The organism is Candidimonas humi (assembly GCF_019166065.1).
Taxonomy (GTDB): Bacteria; Pseudomonadota; Gammaproteobacteria; order Burkholderiales; family Burkholderiaceae_B; genus Candidimonas; species Candidimonas humi.
This window is the reverse complement of record NZ_JAHTBN010000012.1, coordinates 1-23,319: the sequence shown is the minus strand read 5'-3', so window position 1 is coordinate 23,319 and position 23,319 is coordinate 1. Positions and strand designations below refer to the sequence as shown.

The window sequence follows — 23,319 nt, the reverse complement described above, 5'->3', positions numbered from 1 at the left end:
TCGGGGCAGGGCCGTATCGCGGGCGGCCCCTGCCACAAAGGATGGAACCATGCGCTGGATAAATTTTTCTCTTCCCGGCTCGGGCCGGCGGGCATACGGCAGGCTCGATGACGACGACCGGGTCCATGAAATCCGCGGCATCCCCTGGGCCGGGCACGAGCTTGCAAGCGCGAGCTACAAGCTCTCCGAGGTCAAGATCGAGGTGCCGGTGGTTCCGCCCACCTTTTATGCCGCGGGCCTGAACTACGTCACGCACATACGCGAGCAAGAAACCCTTACGGGAAGAAAGATCGATGTCCCGCCGCAAGCCGACATCGGATACCGGGCCGTCAACGCCCTGATCGCCCACGAAGAAAACGTCGTCATCCCCGAAGATGCCACGCACATCGAGTACGAGGGCGAACTGGTGGTCGTAATCGGCAAGAAGGCGCGCAATGTGTCCGAGGCCGAGGCGCTGCAATGCATTTTTGGCTACACCATCGGCAATGATGTCAGCGAACGGGCCTGGCAGCGTTCCGACCGCACTTTCTGGCGCGCCAAGAATTGCGACACGTTCAAGCCCATGGGGCCCTGGATCGAAACCGGGTTCGATCCGGCTCGGGCCGAGACCCGCGTGCTGGTCAATGGGCAGGTGAAAAGCCATTTCAATACTGGCGACATGCTGTTCGGCATTGCCACATTCATCAGCCGCATGACGCGCTACCTGACCCTGTATCCCGGCGACATCGTCTGGATGGGCACCGATGGCCATTCGCCGAAGCTCGCGCACGGCGATACAGTAGATGTCGATATTTCGGGCCTGGGGACGCTGCGCAATACGTTCGTCCGTGCCGCGGGAAACCCCCTTGCCGGAAATTCCTGATGCTGCACGCTGCACTGCAGCGCGGCGCCCGCCCGGCCGCATGAGCGGGCCGGGTATCGGCGTGTAGCAAAGAAGTGGCTCGTTCTCTGAACTTCGAGCGTAAACAGGTGTCCAACTTCATAGACATCGACGTTTCGAGCTTGAGCCCCCACTGACACGGGTTCATACACATACGGCCAGGGTCAGCAGGCGGCTCAACTCCGCGCTTGGAGAAGAGCCATGACCGATCGCAACGAAGATACAGAACGACATCGTTCTGAGTTTGTCGAGTCGCTGGCGGACTATTCGCGCAAGCAGCAGGCCCAGCATTGGGCGGGCAGCTTCAACGACTACCTGCGCGATATTGTTGCCGATAACCCTGCGCGCGCAGCCAGGTCCAGCCACCAATATATCTGGGACATGATTTGCTGGCGCGGCCTCGAGGCCCCCAAGCAAGCCGACACCGCAAATCGCTACAAATTATTCGAAGACGATCTGTTCGGAATCGACCAGGCGCTGGAGCGCGTTGCCAATTATTTCAAGGCGGCCAGCGAAGGGTCCGAGGTAGGACGCCGCCTGCTGCTCCTGCTGGGCCCGCCGTCCGGCGGCAAATCCAGCCTGGTGACACTGCTCAAGCGCGGCCTGGAGGCCTATAGCCGCATCGACGAGGGGGCGCTGTATGCCATCCAGGAAAGCCCCATCCAGGAATCGCCGCTGCTTTTGATACCGCACGGCAAGCGTGCGGAGTTCAGGGATTCCTATGGGGTCGAAATCAGCGGGGACTTATCGCCATACACGCGCGCGCTGGTCGATGAAAAATACGGCGGCGATTTTGCCCGCGTGCCGGTGCATCGCGTTTTCATCGACGAGGCCGGCCGCCACGCAGTGGGCACCTATGCGCCGCACGATCCCACCACGGCCGATATCGCCGACCTGGTAGGGTCGGTCGATCTGTCCAAGGTGGCCGAATACGGGGACGAAGGCGACCCGCGCGCCTGGTCGTGGTCGGGCGCGGTCTATGCAGGCAACCGCGGGCTTCTGGAAATGATCGAAATCCTCAAGGTCAAGCGCGAGTTCCTGTACTTGCTGCTGACCCTGACCCAGGAACAAGTCGTAAAGGTTTCGCGCTTTCCGCTCATTTATATCGACGAGACCATAGTCGCGCACACCAATATGGCCGAGTTCCGCCGGTTCCTGCAGGAAAAGGAAAATGAAGCCTTGCTCGACCGCATGGTCATCGTGCAGGTGCCATACACCTTGTGCTATACCGACGAGGCGCGCATTTATCACAAGCTGACGTCGGCTACGCCTTCGTTCCGGCAGGTGCATCTGGACCCGCACGCGCTGGCGGTGGCGGCGGTGTTTGCCATACTGACGCGCCTGCGGCCGTCCGAGCGCCCGGATCTCGACCTGAGCAAGAAGCTGCGCATCCACGCGCACGAAGAAGTCGAAGGAGTGTCGGACGCAGAAGCCGAGCGCATCGTGCGCGAGCAGCCCGACGAAGGCATGGACGGCGTTTCTCCGCGCTTTGTCGTCAATGCCCTGGCCAGCGCCATCAGCCAGTCCGAAAGCAAGAGCCTGACCGCCATGGAAGTCATGCTGGCGCTCAAGGACTCGATCGACTCCGATGCGCGCATGGACGCCAAGGTGAAGAAACAGTGGATCGATTTCCTGGTCACCACGCGCAAGGAGTTCTATAACCGCTGGGTCAAGGAAGACGTGCACAAGGCGCTGTTCGTGTCCTTCCAGGACGAAGCGCAAGAGCTGCTGGAAAAATACCTGGACGAAGTCGAGGCGGTGCTCGAGAACCGCAAGGTGGACGATCCCATTACCGGCGAAGAGCGCGATGCCGACGAGCGTTTCCTGCGCAGCGTGGAAACCAAGATAGGCATTTCCGATTCGGGCAAGACCTCGTTTCGCCAGGAGATCGTGCGCAAGGCCCTGAGCACCTACAAGCGCGGCGCCAAGTTCACGCTTTCCGAACACGCCCGTTTGTGCGAGGCGATCAAGCAGTACCTGTTCCAGGAGCGGCGCGACGTGTTGCGCCTGGTCACTTCCAGCACGCGCGCCGACGCCGAGACCATGGAAAAAATCTCCGCGGTCGAGGCGCGCCTGGTCGACGACTATGGCTACGATGCGCACAGCGCGCATGAAGCGCTGAACTACGTGACCACGCTGCTGGCGCAGGAATAATCCGGATATGCGAGGCCATCATCATGACGGGGCCGGTATTCCAGCAATTGTCCAACCTGGCGCACGCGCATCGCTGGTACAGGCTGTTTTCGCGCGGCGCCCGGGACTGGCTTAGGCACAATGAAAAAGTCCGGGACGCGGTGCGCGAGCAACTGCCGGAGATGATCGCGGGCGCCGACATCCTGAGCCGTCCGTCCAGCCACACCGTGCAGATTCCGGTGCATTTCCTGGAGCACTATCGTTTTCGCCTGAACACGCCCGATGAGCAGGCGGGCGTAGGGCAGGGGGGCGGCCGGCCGGGCGATTCGTACCACCAGGGCCAGGGAGAAGGGGGCGAAGCCGGCCAGGCCGGCGCGGGAGGCAGCGGCGGCGGCGAGCTGCGTTTCCTGCTGGAGCTCAGGATCGAGGACATCGTCGACTGGATCTGGGAGGAACTGCACCTGCCCGACCTGAAGCCGCGCAGCAGCGATGCGCTCAGGGACGAAGACCTGGTGCGCGAAGGCTGGAGCCGCCACGGCCCCAATTCGCGCCTGGATCGCCGCCTGACCCTGAAAGAGGCGATCAAGCGGCGGCATGCCCAACTGCCCGAGGATGCGGCGCCGTTCTCGGACGAAGACCTGCGCTTTCGGCAACTGGCGCGGCGCCAGCGGCCCGCAAGCGATGCGATCGTGGCGCTGGTGCTGGACGTGTCCGGCTCTATGGATGCGGAACGGCGCAAGCTTGCCAAGTCCTTCTTCTTCTGGGCGATACAGGGCCTGCGCCGGCAATATGGCAATGCGCTGGAAATCGTCTTTATCGCGCATACCAGCGACGCCTGGGAATTCACCGAAGAGCAGTTCTTCCAGGTCAGCGCCACCGGCGGCACCACGGCCTCCAGCGCCTTCAGGCTGGCGCTCGATATTTTTTCCCAGCGCTACCCGGCGCGGCGCTACAACCATTACCTGTTTTACGCCTCCGACGGCGAGAACTTTGCCGATGACCGCAGCCTGGCCGACAGCCTGCTGTGCGAACTGGGCGACATCGCCAACTTCATAGGCTTTTTGGAAACCCCGCAAAACCCGCATGAATCCGGGCTTTCCGAAATCGGCAGGCTGTTCCGCTCGCTGGAATCGCGCAATTATCCCGTCGGCACCTATACCGTGCATGAACGCAGCGACGTATGGAATGCGGTACGCCGCTTCTTCCAGCGCCAGGCCGACGCGCAAACGGGCAGGGAGGCCTGATATGCAAGCCGCCTACGCGCATGGCCTGGAGCGCCTCTCGGACTACATGCCCAGGATCGAGGCGCTGGCCAGGCACGACGGGCTGGATTTCGACCCGGTCGATTTCGAACTGGTGCCCAATACCTTCATGATGGAAGTGGCCGTGTACGGCCTGCCCATACGCATGCCGCATTGGTCTTTCGGGGTACGCTACATCCATCAGCAGGTGCAGCACCGGATGGGCGGCTCACACATATTCGAGGTGGTGTTTCCCGGCAACCCCAACCGCGCCTATCTCGTCACCGACAACGGGTTGGCGCAAAACACGCTGGTGACGGCGCATGTCCTCGGGCATGCCGATTTTTCCAAGAACAACGCCTTGTTCGCGCGCATGCAGCAGCAGGTGGGCTATCACATCGTGACCGAGGCGGCGGAAAGAGCCCACAACATCCAGGCTGCGATAGAAGAGCACGGCCAGCGGCGCGTCGAAATGGTACTGGATGCGGCGCTGGCGCTGGAGCAGCACATCGATGTGGACCAAGCCATACACCGGCGCGACTATCCGACCCACATCTTGCCCAAGGCGGGTCCCAGGCCCTCGGGCTTTCTTTCCCGCTATGCCGAGCTGCCCGGCGAAGCGGCGCCTGCGGCGCGCCGCGGCCAGCGGGCCCCCGTGCCGCCGCACCCCGAATCGGATCTGCTGTGGTTCATGGCGCGTTATGCGCCCGACATGGAAGGCTGGGAACGCGACATCTTCCTGGCCGTGCGCGAGGAGTCGTTTTACTTCTACCCGGTGTTCGCCTGCCAGATCATGAACGAAGGCTGGGCCAGCTACTGGCATGCGCGCCTGTTGCGCGAAGCCGATTTCCTGCCCGACGACATCTATCTGGACGCCATCAAATCGCATTCCGACGTCATACGCCCCTATGCCGCAGGCAAGGACATGGCACTGGCTATCAACCCCTACCATGTCGGCTTCGCCATGTGGGAATACATCATCGAAACCGAAGGCCTGGACAGCGCCTTGCGCATACGCGCCGAAGAAGACGACTTCAGCTTCATCCGCAATCACCTGGACGAGGCCCTGGCGGAAAAGCTGCAGTTGCTCGGCTACCGCTCGCATCGTGAAGGCTCGACCGGAATGCGGGTCGACATCGAGGACGTGGACATCGAAACCCTGCGCGAACGATTGATCGCGCCCAAATTCAATTTTGCCGCGCCCCATGTGCAGGCCGTAGAGCTCAGCAATGACGGCAGCCTGATGCTGCGCCACGACTACGCCGCCGACGGCCGTGGCCTGGACCTCGAGCGCGCAAAGAAGGTGCTGGACTACATCGCCCTGGTGTGGCGCCGTCCGGTGGCGCTGGAAACAATAGACGGCGAGGGCAACAAGAAGACGCTGACCGCGCATTGAAGGCGCGAGCGACGGGGGGTGTGCCCATCGTGCAGGCGGCCGGGAAAATTGCTCGAGTCTGTACGCGACTATCCTCGATACAGCAGTTTTCCGACCACGCCCTCATCGACTTCGATGCCCAGCCCCGCTCCGGCGGGAGGCGCCACCTCGCCGCCGCATTGTGCTATGGGGTCGTGTACCAGTTCTTGCTGTACCGAAACAGGAAAGGGCTTGAGTTCGAACAATCGCGCATTGTGCGACGCCACAGCCAGGTGCAGGCTGGCGGCGCTGGTGATGGCTGTGCTCCAGGCGTGGGCATTGATGGTCAATTTCGCCCGGCCGACCAGAGCATCGATTTTGCGAAAGCCTGTAATACCTTCCGCACGCGCCGGATCGACTCCCACGATGTCTACCGTGCCCGTGTCGATCAGGTTTGCGTAGGCGGCAACCGTCCATTCCCGTTCGCCGGCGGCGATCGGTACTTCGACGGCCGACTTGAGCGTACGGTAGTCGTCAATGCGGTTCGGGTAAAAGGGTTCTTCGATCCAGCCTATATCGTATTCCGCCATGGCACGGACCGTATCGATGGCTGCCTGGCGGCTCCAGCGGGTGCCGTTGCCCGCATCGACCAGGATTTCGACATCCGGCCCGGCGGCACGGCGTATGCCGGCCACGAGCGCGATGCTGCTGTCGGGGTCGTGGCCTACTCCGGACAGGGATTTCTTTGCCAGGCCCAGCTTCACGCTGCGGTATCCCATGGCGAAGAATCCCAGCACTTCATCGATACACGCCGAGAGACTTCCCTTGTTCACATGGCAGCTCGCGTTGGCGGGCAGCCTGGAGTGCACGCGGCCGAACAGTTCGCACAAGGGCTTGTTTTCGATCTTGCCCTGGATGTCCCACAAGGCGATGTCGATGGCGCTATAGGCGAAGCAGGCGATTCCACCCTCGCCATACCACCAGGTATGCGAACGCATGGCCTCCCAGGCTGTCTCGCATGTGAGTTCGCCGCGGGCGATGAGCATGGGCGCAAGGCCCTCGTCGACAAGGGTTGCGGTTGCGCGGCAGGCTTCGGGCCACATGGCGATGCCTTCCCCCCAGCCGACGATTCCATTAGTGGTTTCGACTCGCACCAGAACCGTCATGCGCGGCTGATCGAGATCGTTGGGGTCGGGGTAGCGCAGGACGTAACTCTGGATGTGAGCCAATTTCATGGTTTTCACAGTCTTGACGAAGCGATGGCACAGTGTATATCATCTGGCCATCAAATAGTAAGGTTATTAGGTTGTCAGGCCAATTTTGATAGCCATGCCTGTAGCAGGCCGCTGGGGCCAGGCGGTTCGCAAGGTGTCGGCTTGTGCAAACCCTCCAAGACAAGTAGGAATCGGCATTCATGACGCGCCCTTCACTCACAATCACCAGCCTTGACCGCGAGCCCGTCTCGGAACAAGTCGTGACGCAATTGCTGGGCATGGTGAAAGCCGGCAATCTCAAGCCGGGCGACCACCTTCCCCCCGAACGGGAGCTGGCGCAATCGTTCGGCGTGAGCCGGCCGACCATCCGTGAAGCCGTGCGGGCGCTGGTCGTGCTCGGCGTGCTCACCACCCGGCAGGGCGGCGGCATCTACGTATCGAATCTGCGTGCGGAGACCTTGCTCGGCCCCCTGCAATTCTTCCTGTCGCTTGAAGATACCGCCGTCGATACGCTTTACGACGCCCGGCAACTCATCGAGGGAGGCATTGCCGGGCGCGCGGCGCACGCTGCCACGCCGGATGACGTACGTGCCTTGCAAGAACTGATTGTGCTGCAGAAAGGGGCAGTCACCGACCCGCAGGCCTATCGAAAACTGGACATCGCATTTCATGAACGTATCCATGCGATGGCGGCCAATCCGTTTCTGGCCCGGGCCGCAACCAGCCTCAATACATTGGGGCTGGAATTTCGCACGGTTGCGTCCGAGTCGCCGCAAGTCATCGCGCAGAGCCTGCTCGACCACGCGGCCATCGTCGCGGCCCTGGCGGCAAACGACCAGGCCGCCGCCGAAGAGGCCATGCGGCAGCACATGCGCAACGTGCTCGAATCCACACAGGAATCCATACGGCAGCGCCAGGAGGCCGAAGCGTCGGGCCGCCTCACGAATGCCAGCTAGATCCCGGTAAAACGCAAGCGAAGGGGATGGCTTTGAACGTCGCGAACTTGGACAACAAAACAGTGGCGGTAACAGGCGCCGGCCGGGGCATCGGCTCGGCGGTCGTGTTGCGTCTATTGCAATCGGGCGCGCGCGTCCTGGCCCTTGTGCAGCCCGATGCACCGGTTACGGGCCTGGACGGCATCCAGGCGGATCATGCCTCGCGCTTGGACATTATTCCCGCTGATGTCACCAGCACCGAGAGCATTGCCGCGGCAGTACGCCGCTGCCGCGAGCTCGGGGGCGCCGTCGATGTACTGGTCAACAATGCCGGCATCATCCAGCCTATCGGCAAGGTGGCCGATATCGACCCCGGCGCGTGGGGCAGGGTGCTGGCCGTCAACGCTACGGGGGCCATGCGTTGTACGCACGCGTTTCTACCGTTGCTGATCGAGCGCCGGGGCACACTCATCAACATCAGTTCCGGAGCTGCGTATCGGCCCCTGGAGGGGTGGAGCGCCTATTGTGCGAGCAAGGCTGCGCTCGTCATGCTGGCCCGTGCAGTGGATCTCGAATATGGCGATCGGGGCCTGAAGGTATTTTCCCTGGGTGTTGCGCCGACCGATACAGCGATACAGGGCGATATACGCGAGTCGGGCATCAACGAACTCAGCCGTATTCCCCGAGAAAAACTGAGCTCGCCTGCGCAGGTTGCGGAAGTGGTGGCCTGGTTGTGCGGGAATGACGCCGCCGCGATCACGACGCTCGAGATCGACATGCGCGACAAAATCTTTGAACCGCTGGTGAGGCAATGGCAATGAGTATCTCCGCAGCACGCGTCGTCGTTACGGACTATAACTTTCCCGATGTCGAGCGCGAGCGGGCCGCTGCGCAAGAGCTGGGCGCAGACTTCGCTTTCTTCCAGTGCAAGACTGCGGAAGAGGTCGCCGAGGCGGTAGAGGGGGCACGGGTCGCAGTCGTGCAATTCGCTCCCATGGGCGAATCGGCGCTGGCGCGCATGGCGCCCGGTGCAGCGGTTATCCGGTACGGAATCGGCTACGACAATATAGACCTCGCCGCTGCCGCGCGCTGCGGGATCCAGGTGGGATACATTCCCGATTACTGCGCCGCCGAGGTCGCCGACCATGTCGCGGCGCTCATTCTGGCCGCCTTGCGCAAGCTGCCTCAACTCGATGCGTCGGTGCGCGCGGGGGCCTGGGCCGCCGTAGGCACGGCTCAGCCCATAAAGCCGTTTTCCGAGGTTGCCATAGGTTTTCTAGGCCTGGGGCGTATCGGCAGTGGCGTGCTCGAGCGCTTGAAGGCATTCGGGTTCCGTTTCCTGGTGTCCGATCCGTACCTGGATCCGGCCAGGGCGCAAGAGCTCGGAGCCAAGCAGGTAAGTGTCGAAGCCCTTTTCGCGCAATCCGATGTCCTGACCCTGCATGCTCCGGCCACGCCGCAAACGGACCATATCGTCAACGCGCGCACTCTGTCCACCATGAGCAAGCACGCCGTCATTGTCAATGCCGCGCGCGGCAAGCTGGTGGATGAAACCGCACTGGCCGACGCGCTGAGTTCGGGCGGCCTGGGGGGCGCCGCGCTCGATGTCTTCGAAACCGAGCCCCTGCCGGCGGACTCTCCTCTGCGCCATGCGCCCAATGTCATTCTCACTCCGCACGCGGCGTGGTATTCCGACGCCGCCATCGTCAGGCTGCAAGAGCTTGCGGCGCAGGACATTGCGCGCGTACTGAGGGGCGAGGGGCCGCGTTGCCCCGTGCCGAGTCCGAGGGCCTGAACCGCGACCGTGGATGGCCACGCACACGAATGTTCGTCTCATCATCGAGGGGAAGAAAGCCATGCCGCAGTACACCGAAGCCAAGCGCCGCATCACCGAGGAGGAAATCTGCGCCAGCGGGTTTTCGACGCCGCTGGACGCGCCCACGATTCCGCCGTTTCCGTTTGAATTTCGCAATGCCGAGATTCTCACGCTGACTTATCGGTCCGACCCCCGGAAAATGGCCTGCCTGCTGCCGCCCCCGTTGGAGCTTGCGGGCGATGTGGTGCTCATCCATATCTACAAGATGAACGATACCGATTGGCTGGGGCCGTATGGCGAGGCCAATGTGATGTTCGGGGCACGGCTGCCCTCGGCGAATGCTGCAGGAGCATATTCATCCCACCTGTACTTGAGTTCCGATGCCGGGGTGGCGCATGGGCGCGAGGTGCATGGCCAGCCCAAGAAACTGGGCGTGCCTTCGCTTGCGGCCCGGGGCGATGCATGGGTGGGTACGGTCAGCCGTAATGGCATAGATATTATTACGGGCACGCTGGCCTACAAGCAGAACCGCGGCGATCTCGCTCATCTGTCCAGCCTCGTCGACTTCAGCAACAACTTCAACCTGAAGGCTGTCGATCATATCGACGGCACCCCGGCCATACGCCAGATCACATCCAGGCGGCTGACGAACGTCACCGTGCATGAGTGCTGGGAGGGGCCGTGCACGGTGGAGCTGAGGCCGAACATCCAGGCCCCCGTCTATCGGCTGCCGGTGGTCGAAATGCTGAACGCCTTTTACTGGCGCGCGGATTTCACGCTGGTACCGGGCGTGATCCTGCACGACTACCTTGGCGCCTGAGGCCTGCGCATCATCTATCACATACCCCCGTGTGCATAAGGAGTGCGCCTGGGTTTCTTCGCATGAAATTCATAAAGGGAGACAAACATGCCATCAAGCAACGAAGCGCCATATGCGACGAATATGGCAAGCGCCGGCGGGCAGGGCCGTTCCGTTCCTGTCGGCGGCGCGATACCCGAGGTTTCCGCCAAGAAGCTTCGCCAAGTCCTGTGGGCCTCGATCATAGGCACCGTCATCGAGTGGTATGACTTCGTCTTGTTCGCGGTGGCATCGGGCCTGGTGTTCAACAAGCTGTTTTTCCCCGAACTGTCGCCCGTTGCCGGCACCCTGGCTTCGTTTCTGACCCTGGCCGTGGGCTTTCTCGCGCGACCGCTGGGAGGCCTCATCATTTCCCACTTCGGCGACAAGAAGGGGCGCAAGCCGGCGCTCGTCTTCACCATCGCCTTGATGGGCCTGGCTACCGTGATCACCGGCAGTCTGCCGACCTTCCAGCAGATCGGCATCCTGGCTCCGATACTGCTGGCCATCCTGCGCCTGTTGCAGGGCTTGGGGGCAGGGGCCGAATACGCGGGCGCCTTGATACTCGTGGCCGAATACGTGCCGGAGAAAAAGAAGGGCTACTACACGGCGTTCGTGCTTTCGGCCACTGTGGTCGGCTTGCTGCTTGCGTCCACGACATTCCGACTCGTGTCCCAATTGCCGCAAGATACATTCATGAGCTGGGGCTGGCGCGTGCCGTTCTGGATATCGGCGGCGCTCGTGGTGGTCGCCCTGTATATACGCATGCACCTCGAAGAGACCCCGGAATACCGGGTGGCGGTCGCGCGCGCAGCAGAGCGCGAGCGTGCTTCGAAGCTGCCTCTGGGCGAAGTATTGCGCAAGCAGCCCAAGGCCCTGCTGTGCGGATACCTGGCCATGTGCGGCGCCAATGCGGGAACCTATACGCTCAACACCTTCGCACTGGCCTATATGGTGAACCGCCTGGGTTTTCCGCGGGCGGACGCCTTGAACGTGCTTATTCTCGCGGCCATTGCAGGCATCGTTTGCACTCCGATCATGGGCGCCATATCCGACCGGTATGGCCATGCCAAGGTATACCTGCTGGGGACGCTTTTTATTTTGTTGTATGCGGCGCCCATGTTCTGGCTCATGGACTCTCGCAGCATCATGCTTGCGGGCGTGGCGATGGTGATCGGCTACGGCATCGGATTCGGTTCGGTCGCGGGCTCGCAAGGTGCTTTCCTGACCAATTTGTTTCCCACTCGATACCGCTACACCGGGATTGCGTTCGTGCGGGAAATCAATGGCGCGACTATTGCCGGGCTGACACCCTTCATCGCCACGTGGCTGACTCAGCTCAATGGCGGTAAATCCAACTATGTCGTGGCATACCTGGTCATCATGTGCCTCGTGTCCATCATTGCCGTGTGGGCGATACGCCACGAGAAGCCGCAGGAAGCCTAGCGAGCTGCACAGCCCCGGCGTGCCCGGGGCTGGTCGTGCCGGGGGCTGTGCTATGCGTGATGGGTTGCCGGCCGAGGCCGCGTGGGCACCGCTTTTCGGCTGGCTCAGGCGCCAGCGCGGCATGTCCGCCGTGTCGGCGCCCAAGACCATCGCCTTGCCTCGCGCCACTTCTGGGATCCGGCCACGCGGGCCCGCATGCTCCGCGCGCCGGCTTGGGCAAAGCCGCCCCTTTATTTACGCTTGAACCAGCCCGCGAAACCGCCCAGGACCAGAATGGCGCCCACCACGATGCCGGAAATGCCCAGCCATTGGGGGATGGCTTTCTCGTGCGTGGCTTTCAGGGCGGCCGAGCCAATCTTGACGACGGTTTCGGTGTCATGGTAGCTGCCGTTGCCCGCTACCACCCAAATGCCCGCTACGAGCAGGACAAGGCCGATGATAATCAAAACCTGGCGCATGTTTGAGTTTTCCTAAGTGTTTGAGTGACTGAAAATTTACTACACTCACCCAAGTACGCAGGTAACATCTTTATACCTCGCCGATTTTGGCATCGCCGCCTTCCATGTCCGCGGCGGCGCCCGGCGCACGCCTAGTTCCCTGTGTCACACGCCCGTGGCGAGCCTTGCCATGACGATGATGATGGCAACCTGCATGAGCCCCTGGCTGGCCACCACATAGTAGAAGCGGCTCATCATACGGCCGATCTTCGGGCCGTCGGGGTTCGGTTTTTGCAATTCGAGACAGACCCGCACGCTGGTGGGCAGGAGGTAGCCCAGTCCCTGGATGGTCATGAGCGTGATGAGGACCAGGGCTGCCGCGATCCAGCCGAACTGGGGCCAGGGCAACTGGATGAACCCCATCCGAACCGCCAGGAACCAGCCCGCGGTGCCGGTCAGGACCGACAAGGTCGGCAGCAGGAATAGCGTGACCGGCGTGAGCCGGATTATGAATTCTTTGCGCACCGGGATGGCTACGCTGCGGATGATCGGCCCGATGACGAACCCCATGAACAGATCGATGCCTGTCCACAGCACACCGCTCATGACGTGCACCCAGTTGAGGAACCAGACGTTTCCGTACAGAATTGCCAGGACCAGCACGGCAAGCGCTGCCGCGACATACCAGAGGTAGTGCCAGCGGATGAGCTGAGGTTGCGCTGCGGATGATGCCGTGAATGATGCACCCATAGAACCTCCGGAGCTGCTGTGCCGCGGCAGCCAGGCATTTGCACATATGATACTGTCGGGGTCGCCGCCTGCGTTCATTGTGCGGCGCAGCTATTGCATGACCGGGAACCCCGTTGCCGAGTGGCTGCGATCCGCTCGTGATCACGCCAGTATTTCTGAACCGTCCAATCGTAGGAAACAGCCGTGAACTCAAACAGTGGCCAGCAGGATCTCGGGTTCGCCCCCGTGCACGACCAGCCCATCGCGTACATGCGACGAACCCGCGAGTGGTACCTGGCCCTGGGTTATGACAACCCCTACACCTGGGCTCACTATGCGGATGTTCCCTTTCATGCGCTGGGCAAGCCATTGTCCGAGGCTACCGTGACACTCATCACGACGGCCGCGCCGTACCAGGAAGGCAAGGGCCCGCAGGGGCCGGGGGCGCCGTACAACGCGGCGGCAAAGTTCTATGAGGTGTATTCAATGCCTGGCGAGCGCGATGCCGACCTGCGCATTTCCCATGTCGCGATCGATCGCAAGCACACCAGCATGGAAGATGCCCGGGCGTGGTTTCCCTTGGCGGCGTTGCGCACCGCGGTGCAGGAAGGGCGGCTGGGGCGGCTCGCCGCCCGGTTTCATGGCGTGCCCACGAATCGCAGCCAGCGGCACACACAGTCCGTGGATTGCCCGGAGATTCTGCGGCGCTGCCGGGAGGATCGCGTCGACGCAGCCATCCTGGTGCCCAACTGCCCCGTCTGCCACCAGACCGTCAGCCTCGTGGCCAGGCATCTGGAAGCCCATGGCATTGCCACAGTGATCATGGGCTGCGCCAAGGATGTCGTCGAGTACTGCGGCGTGCCCCGTTTCCTGTTCAGCGATTTTCCCCTGGGCAATGCAGCCGGCAGGCCACACGACGCCGAGTCCCAGCGACAGACGCTGGCACTTGCACTGCAAGTGCTGCAAAGCGCGCCCGGGCCGCGCACGACGGTGCAGAACCCGCAACGCTGGTGCGACGATCCGGACTGGAAGCTGGATTATTGCAATGTGGAAAGAGTCGGCCCCGACGAATTGCAAGCCTTGCGCGATGAAGCCGAGTCCGCGAGAAAACTGGCGCGTGGCCTGCGTGAGAAAAGCCTGGCAGGCAAGCCCGCTCCCGGATAGGGATGCGGCCTATAAAAACAAAACGCCTGACTGAGAGCAGTCAGGCGTGAATTCTGGTGGAGACGAGGAGGATCGAACTCCCGACCTTCGCATTGCGAACGCGACGCTCTCCCAGCTGAGCTACGTCCCCAGAAAGACGAGCATTCTAGCAGATTTGCGGGGCTCGTGGGTCGAGTCCAGGCCGACGATTAGCCTGGGCCGGCAGCCGGGTGGAAAGGGCGAAGCGGCCAACCGGTGGAACCCGGCGGCCCGGGGTTTTCTTAACCGTCCACGATCTGCGGCGGTTATTTATCGACATCTTCGTCTTTGGGCGGCTCGCCAGGCGCGGGCACACCCCCCAGCCATTCGGGAATGTCCCGCATACCGTGCAGCACACGCCAGACATCGATGTGATCGGGCTGCTCGATATAGAACACGAGGTACGGATAGCGTTTCAGGCGCCAATGGCGCAGGTCCGCCAGGCCGAGTTCGTGGGCATAGCGGGGAGAACCTGCGTTCGGATGGCGGGAGATACGCACATACGCCTGTTCGAGCGAATCGACAAAGCCCAGCGCTACCCGTTCAGATGCTACATTGAGAAGGTAATCCAGAGCATCCTCGACATCCCGCCTGGCGAGGGCTCTGGGAATGACGGGCTTGGGCCTCATTCCCGCGCATTGCGCACGCGGGCCCGCAGCGCGGCAAAATATTCCTCATCGGCGGGTGGCGTTTGGGCTGTAGCGGCTCCTGCCAGAAGCAGACCGCGCAGATGCTGGCGGTCTTGATCTTTCCGGATCAGTTCTCGCATGTATTCGCTGCTGGTGCCATAGCCGCGCTGGCTGACTTGCTCGTCGACAAAGGCCTTGAGTGCGCCGGGCAGGGAAATATTCATAGTGCTCATGATGCCATCCTAGCTATCTTGCCAAAATTTGGCAAGCCGTTCAGCGGCGTCTCCTGAACGGAGACGCTCCGGGCGTTCAATAACATCCAGGAGAAATATCGGCATGACTACGCAACTACCGGCGGCCGCGTCGGGGCAATTTTTCATCGGCGCTGATCTGCCCGTCAATCGCCTGGGCTACGGGGCCATGCGCATCACGGGCGAGGGCATATGGGGCGAGCCGACCGATCTGAAGCAGGCACGGGCCACGCTGACGCGGACGCGGGAGCTGGGCGTCAATTTCATCGACACGGCCGACAGCTACGGTCCATATGTCAGCGAAGATTTGATCCGCGAGGCCTTGCATCCGTACCCCGACATGGTGATCGCCACCAAGGCCGGGCAGACGCGCCATGGCCCTAACATTTGGAAACCGCTGGGCCGGCCCGAATACCTGCGCCAGTGCGCGCTGATGAGCCTGCGCCGGCTGGGGCTGGAGCGCATCGACCTGTGGCAGCTGCATCGTATCGATCCCCAGGTGCCCGAGGCCGAGCAGTTCGAGGTCATTTCCGAAATGCGCAAGGAAGGCCTGATACGCCACGTGGGCCTGAGCGAAGTGAGTGTGGCCCAGATTGAGGCGGCGCGAAAATATTTCCCGGTCGCCACCGTGCAGAACCGCTATAACCTGAGCGACCGGCAGAGCGAGGCCGTACTCGATTACTGCGGACAGCATGCCATAGGCTTCATTCCCTGGCATCCGCTCGCCGCGGGCGCGCTGCCCGGCCCCAATTCAGCGGTCGCGCAAATTGCCCGGCGGCTGGGCATCACGCACGGGCAGCTTGCCCTGGCGTGGCTGCTGAAGCGTTCGCCCGTGATACTGCCCATTCCCGGCACGAGTCGGATCGCCCATCTGGAACAGAACGTGGCGGCCGCCACGGTGGAGCTGTCCGACGAAGATTTTGCCGCGATAAGTGCTCAGGCCGCTTAAACCGACGGCCTTTCCGCAGGCAAGTTACTGGATGCTGATGTTCGCCTGTTTCGCCACCTCGGTGTATTGGGCGATCTGGCTTCTGATCGTGGCCTCCAGTTCTGCCGCGCTGCTGCCTATCGGTTCGATGCCCAGTTTGTCGAGGCTGGCTTGCATTTTCGGGTCGCGTAGCGCTTGTTGCACTCCCGCCTGCAGCGCCGCCACGATGGAGGCAGGGGTGCCGGAGGGTGCGAAGAGCCCAGACCACAGCAGCATCTGGTAGTCGGGCCCGCCCGCTTCGGCGACGGTGGGCACCTGGGGCAGCGAGGCGATCCGCTTGCCGGTGGTGACCGCCAGGGGTCGCAACTTGCCGGCGCGGATTTGCGGGATGACAGCGGCGCTGTCGCCGAAGGTCATGGGCACTTGGTTGGCGAGCACAGCCTGAACCGCCTGGGCGCTGCCCTTATAGGGGATGTGGTTGAATCGCAGGTGCGCCTGCTGTGCGAACATTTCCGTTGCCAACTGGAATGATGTTGCGGCGGATCCGTAGTCTATGGTTCCCGGCTTTGCCTTGGCGGCGCCGACCAGATCCACCAGGCTGCGATAGGGCGTGGCCGGATTGACGACAATCAAGAGCGGGAAGCCGCCTATCATGCTGACGGGGGAAAAATCAGCAACCGGGTCGTAGGGCAGCTTCTTGTACACGGCGGGGTTGACCGTCATGCCGCTGCTGGGGCCAATCAGCAGTGTGTAGCCGTCGGGCTTGGCCCGCTTGACCGTGTCGAAGGCGATGAAGCCGTTGGCTCCGGGGCGGTTTTCCACAACGAAGGGCTGGCCCATTTGCGCCTGCAGGCGTTCGGCGAGCAGGCGGGCCAGTACGTCGTTACCTCCGCCGGGAGGAAAGCCCACGACGATTTTCACCGGCCTGTCCGGATAGCCTGCCGCGGCCGCAGTGGCTGCGGGGAACAGGCTTGCGGCCGCAATTGTGCATAGGGCCAGGGCCGCGGCTGCGGCCTTCTTGATGGGCTTCATATATGTTTGCCTCCTGATGAATGTGATGGTGTGGCGCCGCCGGTGTCTAGCGTATGCCGTACTTGCCGGGCGCGATGACGCCGTTGGGGTCCAGGGCACGCTTGATTGCGTCGCATGCTTGGACGATGCCGGACATGCGCTGCTCTTGATGGAACTGCTGGTACATGGTGGGCGCCCGGCCGACGAAGACGCCTCTTTCGGCATAACTGGCGGCCAGCGCCCGATAGCATTGGTCGGCGCGCGCCGCCTCGTCCGGGTCGTTGCGATTGAACACCAGTGTATGCACGCCGCGGGCGAAGCGCGGCCCGCAAACATTGGAAACCATATATTCCAGGCCATGTTGACGGCAGATTTCGCGCGCATGCTTCTGCATCTGGTGGGCGATCAGCCCGTTCATGGGCATGCCGGGAAGGAACCAGGCCGTGCCTCCGCCGGGACGCCAGTTGAGCATGCGCAACTCGCCGTCGCTGGGGATGCCCAGATAGTTTTTGCGGGCAATGTCAAGCGGCGCTACGGCCTGCGCCTCTTCGGGCGGGATGTAGCGGATCTTCGAGGACTTCGCGAAGTGGGCGCGCAGCCTGTCGATCTGCGGGGCGACGGCCTGCTTGCTGGCGCCGAAGAGGGCGCCGGAGATGTTCCATGACCCCAGGCCGTGCTTGTGCTGCAAGGCTCGCCGGGCTTCGTCGCTGATCTGTGTGCGCCCGCCCGAGGTGGTGTATTCGGGGTTGCTTTCGGCCGCGGCGATCAGATACAGATCATTGGTCACGCGGATCTGGGTCGGTACGAAGTTGGTCTGCTTCAGCGGGCGCACGAGTTCGATTACCTCGTCCAGGTCGTCGTCGTCGGCTGCGCTGAAGAAGAATGGTTCGATATGGGGAGGGCGCAGCATTAGCCAGATGCCGGCCCGCGTCACGATGCCGTAGTTGGATTGGGTGAACAGCCCGTCGAGTGCCGGCCCGAAGCTATACTTGGACACATGCCAGTTCAGGTGTTCGGCCGCTTGCAGGCTGCCGTCGCCGGTGCGGATGATGTCGCCGTTGCCGAGCACTACTTCCATGCCGCAGACGCTGCCGAAATGATCTGCCGCCGCGCCACCGCCGCCGCCCTTGTCCAGGGCATTGCCCAGCAGGCTGCCTTGGGGCGGGCCGGCGGTGGGGGACATCATGAGGCGGCTGCCGCGTTTGTTCAGTTCGTCATACAAAGATTGGAAACTGACGCCCGGCTCCACTTCGCAATAGCCCAGGACCTCGTTGACTTCGATCACCCGGTTCATGTGGCGGCCTAGATCGACCACGACCTGGCCCGGGCACATGGGGGATTTGCTGCCCAGGCCGATGTTCTGCCCGGTGCTGATGGGAAACAGCTGAACCTTGTGCCGGTTCGCCGCCTGGACGATGCGCTGCACTTCGGTGGTCGAAGCCGGGTAGAGCACGGCGGCAGGGCGGTTGTCGGGGCTGGGCAGCGTGTGTTCGCCGTAGCGGTCCAGGGTTTCCCCTGCGATCGAGACGGCGTCGGGTCCCAGCTCGCCGCGCATGTCCTTGATGAAAGCGTCGAAGCCGGATTCCGGTGCGGCCGGAGGGGCAGAGGGAAATGTGGTGGAAGTTTGCAAAATCGTGACTCCTTACCAAAGCAGATCGGAAGTTTCGGGCGCGGCGCTTGCTGCGTCGCGGGGAGGCGGGCTTTCGGTGCAGGCGGGGGTGTGCGCCGGGGGCGTGAAAGTTTCCATGCCGCGCGGCGGCGGGCCGCCGGCGGCCCAGTCCAGTAGCTGCACGGTGTGTGCAACCGGTATGTCGGTGTACATGGAGATCTGCACCAGGCATCCCATGTTCCCCGCCGCAATGACGTCGGGCCGCGTGGCCTCGATATTGCCGGCCTTGCGCTGCCCGAGCCGTTCGGCGATTTCGGGCTGCAGGATGTTGTAGGTGCCGGCCGAGCCGCAGCACAGGTGGTTTTCTGCGATGTCGGCCACCACGAATCCGGCGTGCTCGAGCACCTCTCTGGGCTCGCGCGTGATCTTCTGGCCGTGCTTGAGCGAGCATGAATCGTGGTAAGCGACACGCGCGGATAGCCGTGCGAACTGCAGTTCCTGTACGCGTGTGTTCAGGAACTGAGTGATGTCCACGCAGGCTGCCTCGACCCGCGCGGCGCGTTCGCGGCGCAGGGGGTCGTCCTGGAACAGTTCGCGATAGTGCCGGATGACGGAGCCGCAGCCCGACGTGGTGACCAGCACGGCTTCGATCTCGCCTTTCTCCAGCAGGGCATGCCAGGCATCCACCAGTTTTGCGGCATGGCGCTGCGCCGTATCGCGATGGCCCAGGTGCAGGTCCAGCGCGCCGCAGCAACGGCCCGCCAGGCCGTTGTCGACCACCTCTATGCCCATGCGGCCCAGCAGCCGGCGAGCGGCGGCATTGATCTCGCCCCCCATTACGGACTGCACACAGCCGTCCAGCAGCGCCACTTTCCCGGTCTTGCGGGAACCGGCGGGAGCGGCCAGGTCCTGTCCGCGCACGGCGAATGCGCCGATCGCCCGCGCGCCGGACAGGCGTGCCAGAGTGCCGAGGATACCGGGCAGGCGCGCACCCACACCGCCGGTGACGCGTGACGCCCGTATCGCGACGCCCAGCAGGCGCGGATGGGTCATGACGTATGACAGCGCCTTGCGCTTGACGCGTTCGTGGAAAGGGCGGACGCCGGACTGCTCTATGTATTCGCGCGCCGTGTCGACCAGGGTGCGGTAGTCTACGCTGGCCGCACAGGTGGTCACGCACGACAGGCAGGACAGGCACCGGTCGACATGCATGACCGTGGCTGCCGTGGGCTTGCCGCCTCGGGCCAACATGTCCTTGATCAGTGCGATCCTGCCGCGCGGCGAGTCGTTCTCTTCGTGGTCCAGGACATAGGTCGGACAGACCGAGGTGCAGAAGCCGAAATGTACGCAGGTGTCCGCGACTTTGCGGCCTTGATCCAGTCTCTCTGTCGGTATAATCGTTTGCATGATTTTTTGCGTGGCGCTGGGCTGTGGGCGGCCTTTGCCGTGAAAGCTCCCGCGTCGTGGCTGGCGCGGTTTCAGCCACTATATTGATGCTGCCCGACGGCGTCTCGGCTCTGTGTGCCACACGACATGACCGACAGCGCCACGGGCAACGAGCACAAGAGGTCCGGACTCATGGCAAAGGAATTGCAGCCGCACCGGCTCGCCGAAGACTGGCGTCGGTGGAAGGCCCAGGGCTCCAGGCAGCAGAGGGTCGACTATTGGAACGACGTCATTTGCCAGGCGGTGCTGGACGTCGATATGACGCTGCAGGACTGCGCCGTCGGCGAGAGCCTGTTTCGGGGTAGCATCGGCAGCCTGAACCAGGTGGGCGCGCGTTTCGTCAATTTCCGCTCGTCTGGCCACGAGGTCACCCGCACGCCGCGGCAGGTCGACCGCACCGACGGCGGCTATCTCATGATCAGCCTGCAGCACCGCGGCCAGAGCCGCCTGACGCAAAAGTGCAGCGACGTGGTATTGAACCCCGGCGACGTGGGCATCGTCGACAGCGGCCTGCCGTTCAGCCTGTTCTTTCCCCAAGAGGTCGAGCGGCGCATCGTGATGCTGCCCAAGTCGCTATTGGCCTCGCGCACGCGCAGCCTGGCGAACTGGGCGGGGCCGGTGCGCATCCCGTCGGACTTCGTGCTGTCGCCGCTGATCGCGCAAGTGCTGAGAATGCTGACCGAGCGCGCGCAGCCGCTCACGGATCCTCAGGCGCATTTGCTGCTCGAAAGCGTGGCCGATTATGTGGCGGCCTGTCTGGGCCGGCAGCCCGGCGCCGGCACCGATACCGACGCCGGCGCTGCCCGGGCGCGCTACGAAGCCGTGCTGCGCTACGTCGCGCAACACATTGCCGACGCCGAACTTGATGCGGGCGGGGCCGCAGCGGCGGCCGGCGTATCCGTGCGTACATTGCACCGGCTGTTCAAGCGCTACGCCGATTCCAGTTTCGAGCAGTACGTCATCGGGGAAAGGCTGCAATTGGCCAGGCGTAGCCTTGCCGCGCGCAGCCATGCCACGGTATCTGCCGCCGCATTTTCGGCCGGCTTCAACGACTTGTCGCATTTCACCCGGCGTTTTCGCGCCAGCTTCGGATTTTCCCCGTCGTCGCTGCTGGCCGAGGGCCGCGAAGACGAAGGCTGATCGCTGGCCCAGGCGTAGTTCCGCCTATGTAGCGGGGCCGGGCGAGGCCGCGGCCCGTTCAGCGCCGCGGGGCGGCAACGCTGCGTTGCGCCGGTCAGGCCTGCGCCTCCCGCAAGCGGTTGGGCAGCAGCTCGTTGTGCTTGGCCAGCACCGGATAGGCGGCCGCACCCACCAGGAAGGAATTGACGGTCTTGGCGTCGCGCAGGATTTCCAGGTACAGCGAACCGAGTTCGGCCGAATCGAGTTGGCCGGATTTGATACGGTCCAGGTGGCGCTCGGCGGCGGCGGTCTCGATGTTGCGGAAGTGGTCTTTCTCGACGGCCAACTGGCGGGCACTCTTCAGGTCTTCGGCGACGAACAGCGCCGCGGTCTGGCGCTGGTTGCGCAGCAGCCTGTCCAGCACCTCGGTCAGTTCCTCGCGCTGCTCGGGCTTGAGCGTCCAGCCCTTTTTGCGCAGGGTGCTGGTGTGGCCCAGCAGGCCGGTGGTGGTGATGCTGGCCGCGTGGGTGATGTTCGACGAGAAGGTAAGAATCTCGTCGAGGCGGCGCTGGTCGTCCACGCTCATGCTTTCGTGGTCCAGGGTAGCCAGGTAGGTGGTGATCAGGTTGTCGAGATGGCTGATGGCATGGTTGATTTCCCGGGCCTGGGCCACGCGCTGCCGGTTGTCGCGGCGAAAGCCGGCGCGCGTGATGTTGATCAGCGTCTGCAGCATGTCCGACAGGCGCAGGGCCTCGCGCGCGGCGTTGCCCAGTGCCACGGCGGGCACTTCGTGCGCCGACTCGTCCAGGTACAAGGGCTTGCTGGGGTCGTTGGGGTCTATGCGCTTGGGCAGCCACTTGACCAGCAGCCGCGAGTAGGGCTTGAGCAGGGGCAGGAACAGCAGCGCCGCGACCACGTTGAACAGGGTGTGGAAATTGGCCACGGCGCGCGCCGGATCTTCGGAAATGAAGTCCATCATGGCGGGTATCCAGGGCAGTACGATCAGGGCCAGGAAGCAGGCGACGATGCGCAGGCCCAGGTTGCCCAGCGGCACGCGGCGCGCGGCGGGGTCGCTGTCTGTCACGCCTTCGATCAGCGGGTTGACCGAGGTGCCCAGGTTGGCGCCCAGCACCAGGGCGTAGGCTACCGCTGGCGTGACCACGCCGTGGGCAGCCAGGGACATGATGAGCACCACGACGGCCACGCTGGAATGGGCCGCCCAGGCCAGGGCGGCCGCCAGCAGCAGGGCGATGACCGGCTGCGAAGCCAGGGCGCCCAATATGATTTGCAGTAGTTCGGAATGCTGGATGGGAGCGAACAGGGTGACCAGTTCGTGCAGGGAAATGAGCAGCAGCCCCAGGCCTATGAAGACGCGGCCCAGGTCGCGCCGGCGGCCGGGCTGGTGGCGCCTGAACAGCCATACCCCTATCAGTATCAGCACCGGGGCCAGGGCGGTCAGGTTGAAGGACAGCAGTTGGACGATCAGCGTGGTGCCCACGTTGGCGCCGAGCATGGCTGCCAGCGCGGGTGTCAGCGCCACCAGGCCGCCGGCGGCGAAGCCCGTGATCATCAGGCCGGTGGCGGTGCTGCTTTGCAGGGCCGCGGTAATGCCCAGCCCCGCGGCGAATGCCCGCAGCCGAGTGCCCAGCGCGTGGCCCAGGGCGGTGTCCAGGGCGGCTCCGAAGGCGCGCTGCACCCCGCTTTGCACCATGTGCACGCCCCACAGCAGCAGGGCGATGTAGCCCCCGAAATCCAGCAGTGCGAGTACTTCAGTCATAGACGGTGTTTATCGAATCCCGGCAATCCCGGCCGGGGAAATTATCAGAATAAGAGCCCTGCGAGGCGGCGCGTGCCGGGCCTCGGGCTGGCTGGGCCATTCATGGGTAAACCACCTGCATATCCGACAGGCGTTTCCATGAGTGGAACTCATTAGTTTGCGCCGAAAACCTTTACATGACAACGGCTAGCTCCGTTGCCTGTCGAGGCCAAGTAGAAATCTATGGTCAGCCCGATTTTTGCAAACAGGACAGTGTTGACGTAAATTGGGCTTGCTTAAATCTATCCGGAGTCTGCATGGGGACGGATCCCCGCTCCATGATGAGAGCCGCGCCGGGCAACCCT

At 63.2% G+C, this 23,319-nt stretch carries 21 protein-coding genes and 1 tRNA gene; 12 read left to right on the top strand and 10 right to left on the bottom strand.

Features of this window, described 5'->3' with window-relative positions; genetic code table 11:
- Positions 1-49: 49 nt before the first annotated feature.
- From KVP10_RS18880 to KVP10_RS18865, 4 genes are all read left to right on the top strand, one after another.
- Positions 50-862 carry a fumarylacetoacetate hydrolase family protein gene (locus tag KVP10_RS18880; protein WP_217966299.1) on the top strand — a complete coding sequence of 271 codons (813 nt, stop codon included), beginning with the start codon at positions 50-52 and terminating at the stop codon, positions 860-862.
- A gap of 219 nt (positions 863-1,081) precedes the next feature.
- Positions 1,082-3,034 carry a serine protein kinase gene (locus KVP10_RS18875; RefSeq protein ID WP_217966298.1) on the top strand — a complete coding sequence of 651 codons (1,953 nt, stop codon included), beginning with the start codon at positions 1,082-1,084 and terminating at the stop codon, positions 3,032-3,034.
- A 23-nt stretch (positions 3,035-3,057) separates the two neighbouring features.
- The gene (locus KVP10_RS18870) at positions 3,058-4,257 is read left to right on the top strand and encodes a DUF444 family protein (protein ID WP_217966297.1); all 1,200 of its coding nucleotides are present in this window, start codon (positions 3,058-3,060) and stop codon (positions 4,255-4,257) included.
- 1 nt (position 4,258) lies between these two features.
- Complete coding sequence (locus KVP10_RS18865) at positions 4,259-5,650, top strand: SpoVR family protein (protein WP_217966296.1); 1,392 nt, start codon at positions 4,259-4,261, stop codon at positions 5,648-5,650.
- A 68-nt stretch (positions 5,651-5,718) separates the two neighbouring features.
- Here KVP10_RS18865 and KVP10_RS18860 read toward each other — a convergent pair whose 3' ends face one another.
- Positions 5,719-6,843: a mandelate racemase/muconate lactonizing enzyme family protein gene (locus KVP10_RS18860; RefSeq protein ID WP_217966295.1), complete on the bottom strand. Its 1,125-nt coding sequence runs from the start codon at positions 6,841-6,843 to the stop codon at positions 5,719-5,721.
- Between the two features lie 179 nt (positions 6,844-7,022).
- On the opposite strand from KVP10_RS18860, the gene KVP10_RS18855 reads away from it, so the two are divergent.
- From KVP10_RS18855 to KVP10_RS18835, 5 genes are all read left to right on the top strand, one after another.
- Positions 7,023-7,778 carry a FadR/GntR family transcriptional regulator gene (locus KVP10_RS18855; RefSeq protein ID WP_217966294.1) on the top strand — a complete coding sequence of 252 codons (756 nt, stop codon included), beginning with the start codon at positions 7,023-7,025 and terminating at the stop codon, positions 7,776-7,778.
- A 47-nt stretch (positions 7,779-7,825) separates the two neighbouring features.
- Positions 7,826-8,578: an SDR family NAD(P)-dependent oxidoreductase gene (locus KVP10_RS18850; protein ID WP_217966293.1), complete on the top strand. Its 753-nt coding sequence runs from the start codon at positions 7,826-7,828 to the stop codon at positions 8,576-8,578.
- On the top strand, positions 8,575-9,552 hold the full coding sequence (locus KVP10_RS18845; RefSeq protein ID WP_217966292.1) for a C-terminal binding protein: 978 nt from the start codon (positions 8,575-8,577) through the stop codon (positions 9,550-9,552). The genes KVP10_RS18850 and KVP10_RS18845 overlap by 4 nt, the downstream gene beginning before the upstream one ends.
- A gap of 61 nt (positions 9,553-9,613) precedes the next feature.
- Positions 9,614-10,393, top strand: coding sequence for an acetoacetate decarboxylase family protein (locus KVP10_RS18840; RefSeq protein ID WP_217966291.1), 780 nt, complete (start codon positions 9,614-9,616; stop codon positions 10,391-10,393).
- A gap of 87 nt (positions 10,394-10,480) precedes the next feature.
- Positions 10,481-11,857: an MFS transporter gene (locus tag KVP10_RS18835; RefSeq protein WP_217966290.1), complete on the top strand. Its 1,377-nt coding sequence runs from the start codon at positions 10,481-10,483 to the stop codon at positions 11,855-11,857.
- A gap of 230 nt (positions 11,858-12,087) precedes the next feature.
- On the opposite strand, the gene KVP10_RS18830 is transcribed toward KVP10_RS18835, so the two are convergent.
- Together KVP10_RS18830 and KVP10_RS18825 are read right to left on the bottom strand one after the other, a co-directional pair.
- Complete coding sequence (locus KVP10_RS18830; protein ID WP_217966289.1) at positions 12,088-12,315, bottom strand: hypothetical protein; 228 nt, start codon at positions 12,313-12,315, stop codon at positions 12,088-12,090.
- A 144-nt stretch (positions 12,316-12,459) separates the two neighbouring features.
- Complete coding sequence (locus KVP10_RS18825; RefSeq protein WP_217966288.1) at positions 12,460-13,044, bottom strand: hypothetical protein; 585 nt, start codon at positions 13,042-13,044, stop codon at positions 12,460-12,462.
- Between the two features lie 183 nt (positions 13,045-13,227).
- On the opposite strand from KVP10_RS18825, the gene KVP10_RS18820 reads away from it, so the two are divergent.
- On the top strand, positions 13,228-14,187 hold the full coding sequence (locus KVP10_RS18820) for a glycine/sarcosine/betaine reductase selenoprotein B family protein (RefSeq protein WP_217966287.1): 960 nt from the start codon (positions 13,228-13,230) through the stop codon (positions 14,185-14,187).
- Between the two features lie 54 nt (positions 14,188-14,241).
- Here KVP10_RS18820 and KVP10_RS18815 read toward each other — a convergent pair.
- The 3 genes from KVP10_RS18815 to KVP10_RS18805 form a co-directional block, all read right to left on the bottom strand.
- A tRNA-Ala gene (locus KVP10_RS18815) sits at positions 14,242-14,317 on the bottom strand.
- A 154-nt stretch (positions 14,318-14,471) separates the two neighbouring features.
- Positions 14,472-14,834: a type II toxin-antitoxin system RelE/ParE family toxin gene (locus KVP10_RS18810; RefSeq protein WP_217966286.1), complete on the bottom strand. Its 363-nt coding sequence runs from the start codon at positions 14,832-14,834 to the stop codon at positions 14,472-14,474.
- A complete protein-coding gene (locus tag KVP10_RS18805; RefSeq protein ID WP_217966285.1) occupies positions 14,831-15,067 on the bottom strand; it encodes a ribbon-helix-helix domain-containing protein in 237 nt (78 codons plus the stop codon). The genes KVP10_RS18810 and KVP10_RS18805 overlap by 4 nt, the downstream gene beginning before the upstream one ends.
- A gap of 103 nt (positions 15,068-15,170) precedes the next feature.
- Here KVP10_RS18805 and KVP10_RS18800 point away from each other — a divergent pair, with 103 nt between their 5' ends.
- A complete protein-coding gene (locus KVP10_RS18800; RefSeq protein WP_217966284.1) occupies positions 15,171-16,034 on the top strand; it encodes an aldo/keto reductase in 864 nt (287 codons plus the stop codon).
- Positions 16,035-16,058: 24 nt separating this feature from the next.
- On the opposite strand, the gene KVP10_RS18795 is transcribed toward KVP10_RS18800, so the two are convergent.
- From KVP10_RS18795 to glcF, 3 genes are read right to left on the bottom strand one after another with little or no spacing between them, the layout of a single operon-like run.
- Complete coding sequence (locus KVP10_RS18795; protein ID WP_217966283.1) at positions 16,059-17,045, bottom strand: Bug family tripartite tricarboxylate transporter substrate binding protein; 987 nt, start codon at positions 17,043-17,045, stop codon at positions 16,059-16,061.
- A gap of 46 nt (positions 17,046-17,091) precedes the next feature.
- The gene (locus KVP10_RS18790; RefSeq protein WP_246600839.1) at positions 17,092-18,654 is read right to left on the bottom strand and encodes an FAD-binding oxidoreductase; all 1,563 of its coding nucleotides are present in this window, start codon (positions 18,652-18,654) and stop codon (positions 17,092-17,094) included.
- Between the two features lie 12 nt (positions 18,655-18,666).
- Complete coding sequence (glcF, locus tag KVP10_RS18785) at positions 18,667-20,040, bottom strand: glycolate oxidase subunit GlcF (protein WP_217966282.1); 1,374 nt, start codon at positions 20,038-20,040, stop codon at positions 18,667-18,669.
- A gap of 126 nt (positions 20,041-20,166) precedes the next feature.
- Between glcF and KVP10_RS18780 the strand changes: the two genes are divergently transcribed.
- Positions 20,167-21,219 carry a helix-turn-helix domain-containing protein gene (locus KVP10_RS18780; RefSeq protein WP_217966281.1) on the top strand — a complete coding sequence of 351 codons (1,053 nt, stop codon included), beginning with the start codon at positions 20,167-20,169 and terminating at the stop codon, positions 21,217-21,219.
- Between the two features lie 94 nt (positions 21,220-21,313).
- On the opposite strand, the gene KVP10_RS18775 is transcribed toward KVP10_RS18780, so the two are convergent.
- Complete coding sequence (locus KVP10_RS18775) at positions 21,314-22,975, bottom strand: Na/Pi cotransporter family protein (RefSeq protein ID WP_217966280.1); 1,662 nt, start codon at positions 22,973-22,975, stop codon at positions 21,314-21,316.
- Positions 22,976-23,319: the final 344 nt, after the last annotated feature.

Bases quoted from the DNA above. Each gene is read 5' to 3' on its own strand.
- KVP10_RS18795 (WP_217966283.1), bottom strand. From the start codon at position 17,045: ATGAAGCCCATCAAGAAGGCCGCAGCCGCGGCCCTGGCCCTATGCACA.
- KVP10_RS18830 (WP_217966289.1), bottom strand. From the start codon at position 12,315: ATGCGCCAGGTTTTGATTATCATCGGCCTTGTCCTGCTCGTAGCGGGC.
- KVP10_RS18835 (WP_217966290.1), top strand. From the start codon at position 10,481: ATGCCATCAAGCAACGAAGCGCCATATGCGACGAATATGGCAAGCGCC.
- KVP10_RS18840 (WP_217966291.1), top strand. From the start codon at position 9,614: ATGCCGCAGTACACCGAAGCCAAGCGCCGCATCACCGAGGAGGAAATC.
- KVP10_RS18805 (WP_217966285.1), bottom strand. From the start codon at position 15,067: ATGAGCACTATGAATATTTCCCTGCCCGGCGCACTCAAGGCCTTTGTC.
- KVP10_RS18860 (WP_217966295.1), bottom strand. From the start codon at position 6,843: ATGAAATTGGCTCACATCCAGAGTTACGTCCTGCGCTACCCCGACCCC.
- KVP10_RS18800 (WP_217966284.1), top strand. From the start codon at position 15,171: ATGACTACGCAACTACCGGCGGCCGCGTCGGGGCAATTTTTCATCGGC.
- KVP10_RS18870 (WP_217966297.1), top strand. From the start codon at position 3,058: ATGACGGGGCCGGTATTCCAGCAATTGTCCAACCTGGCGCACGCGCAT.
- KVP10_RS18845 (WP_217966292.1), top strand. From the start codon at position 8,575: ATGAGTATCTCCGCAGCACGCGTCGTCGTTACGGACTATAACTTTCCC.
- glcF (WP_217966282.1), bottom strand. From the start codon at position 20,040: ATGCAAACGATTATACCGACAGAGAGACTGGATCAAGGCCGCAAAGTC.
- KVP10_RS18875 (WP_217966298.1), top strand. From the start codon at position 1,082: ATGACCGATCGCAACGAAGATACAGAACGACATCGTTCTGAGTTTGTC.
- KVP10_RS18775 (WP_217966280.1), bottom strand. From the start codon at position 22,975: ATGACTGAAGTACTCGCACTGCTGGATTTCGGGGGCTACATCGCCCTG.
- KVP10_RS18855 (WP_217966294.1), top strand. From the start codon at position 7,023: ATGACGCGCCCTTCACTCACAATCACCAGCCTTGACCGCGAGCCCGTC.
- KVP10_RS18810 (WP_217966286.1), bottom strand. From the start codon at position 14,834: ATGAGGCCCAAGCCCGTCATTCCCAGAGCCCTCGCCAGGCGGGATGTC.
- KVP10_RS18825 (WP_217966288.1), bottom strand. From the start codon at position 13,044: ATGGGTGCATCATTCACGGCATCATCCGCAGCGCAACCTCAGCTCATC.
- KVP10_RS18880 (WP_217966299.1), top strand. From the start codon at position 50: ATGCGCTGGATAAATTTTTCTCTTCCCGGCTCGGGCCGGCGGGCATAC.
- KVP10_RS18865 (WP_217966296.1), top strand. From the start codon at position 4,259: ATGCAAGCCGCCTACGCGCATGGCCTGGAGCGCCTCTCGGACTACATG.
- KVP10_RS18780 (WP_217966281.1), top strand. From the start codon at position 20,167: ATGACCGACAGCGCCACGGGCAACGAGCACAAGAGGTCCGGACTCATG.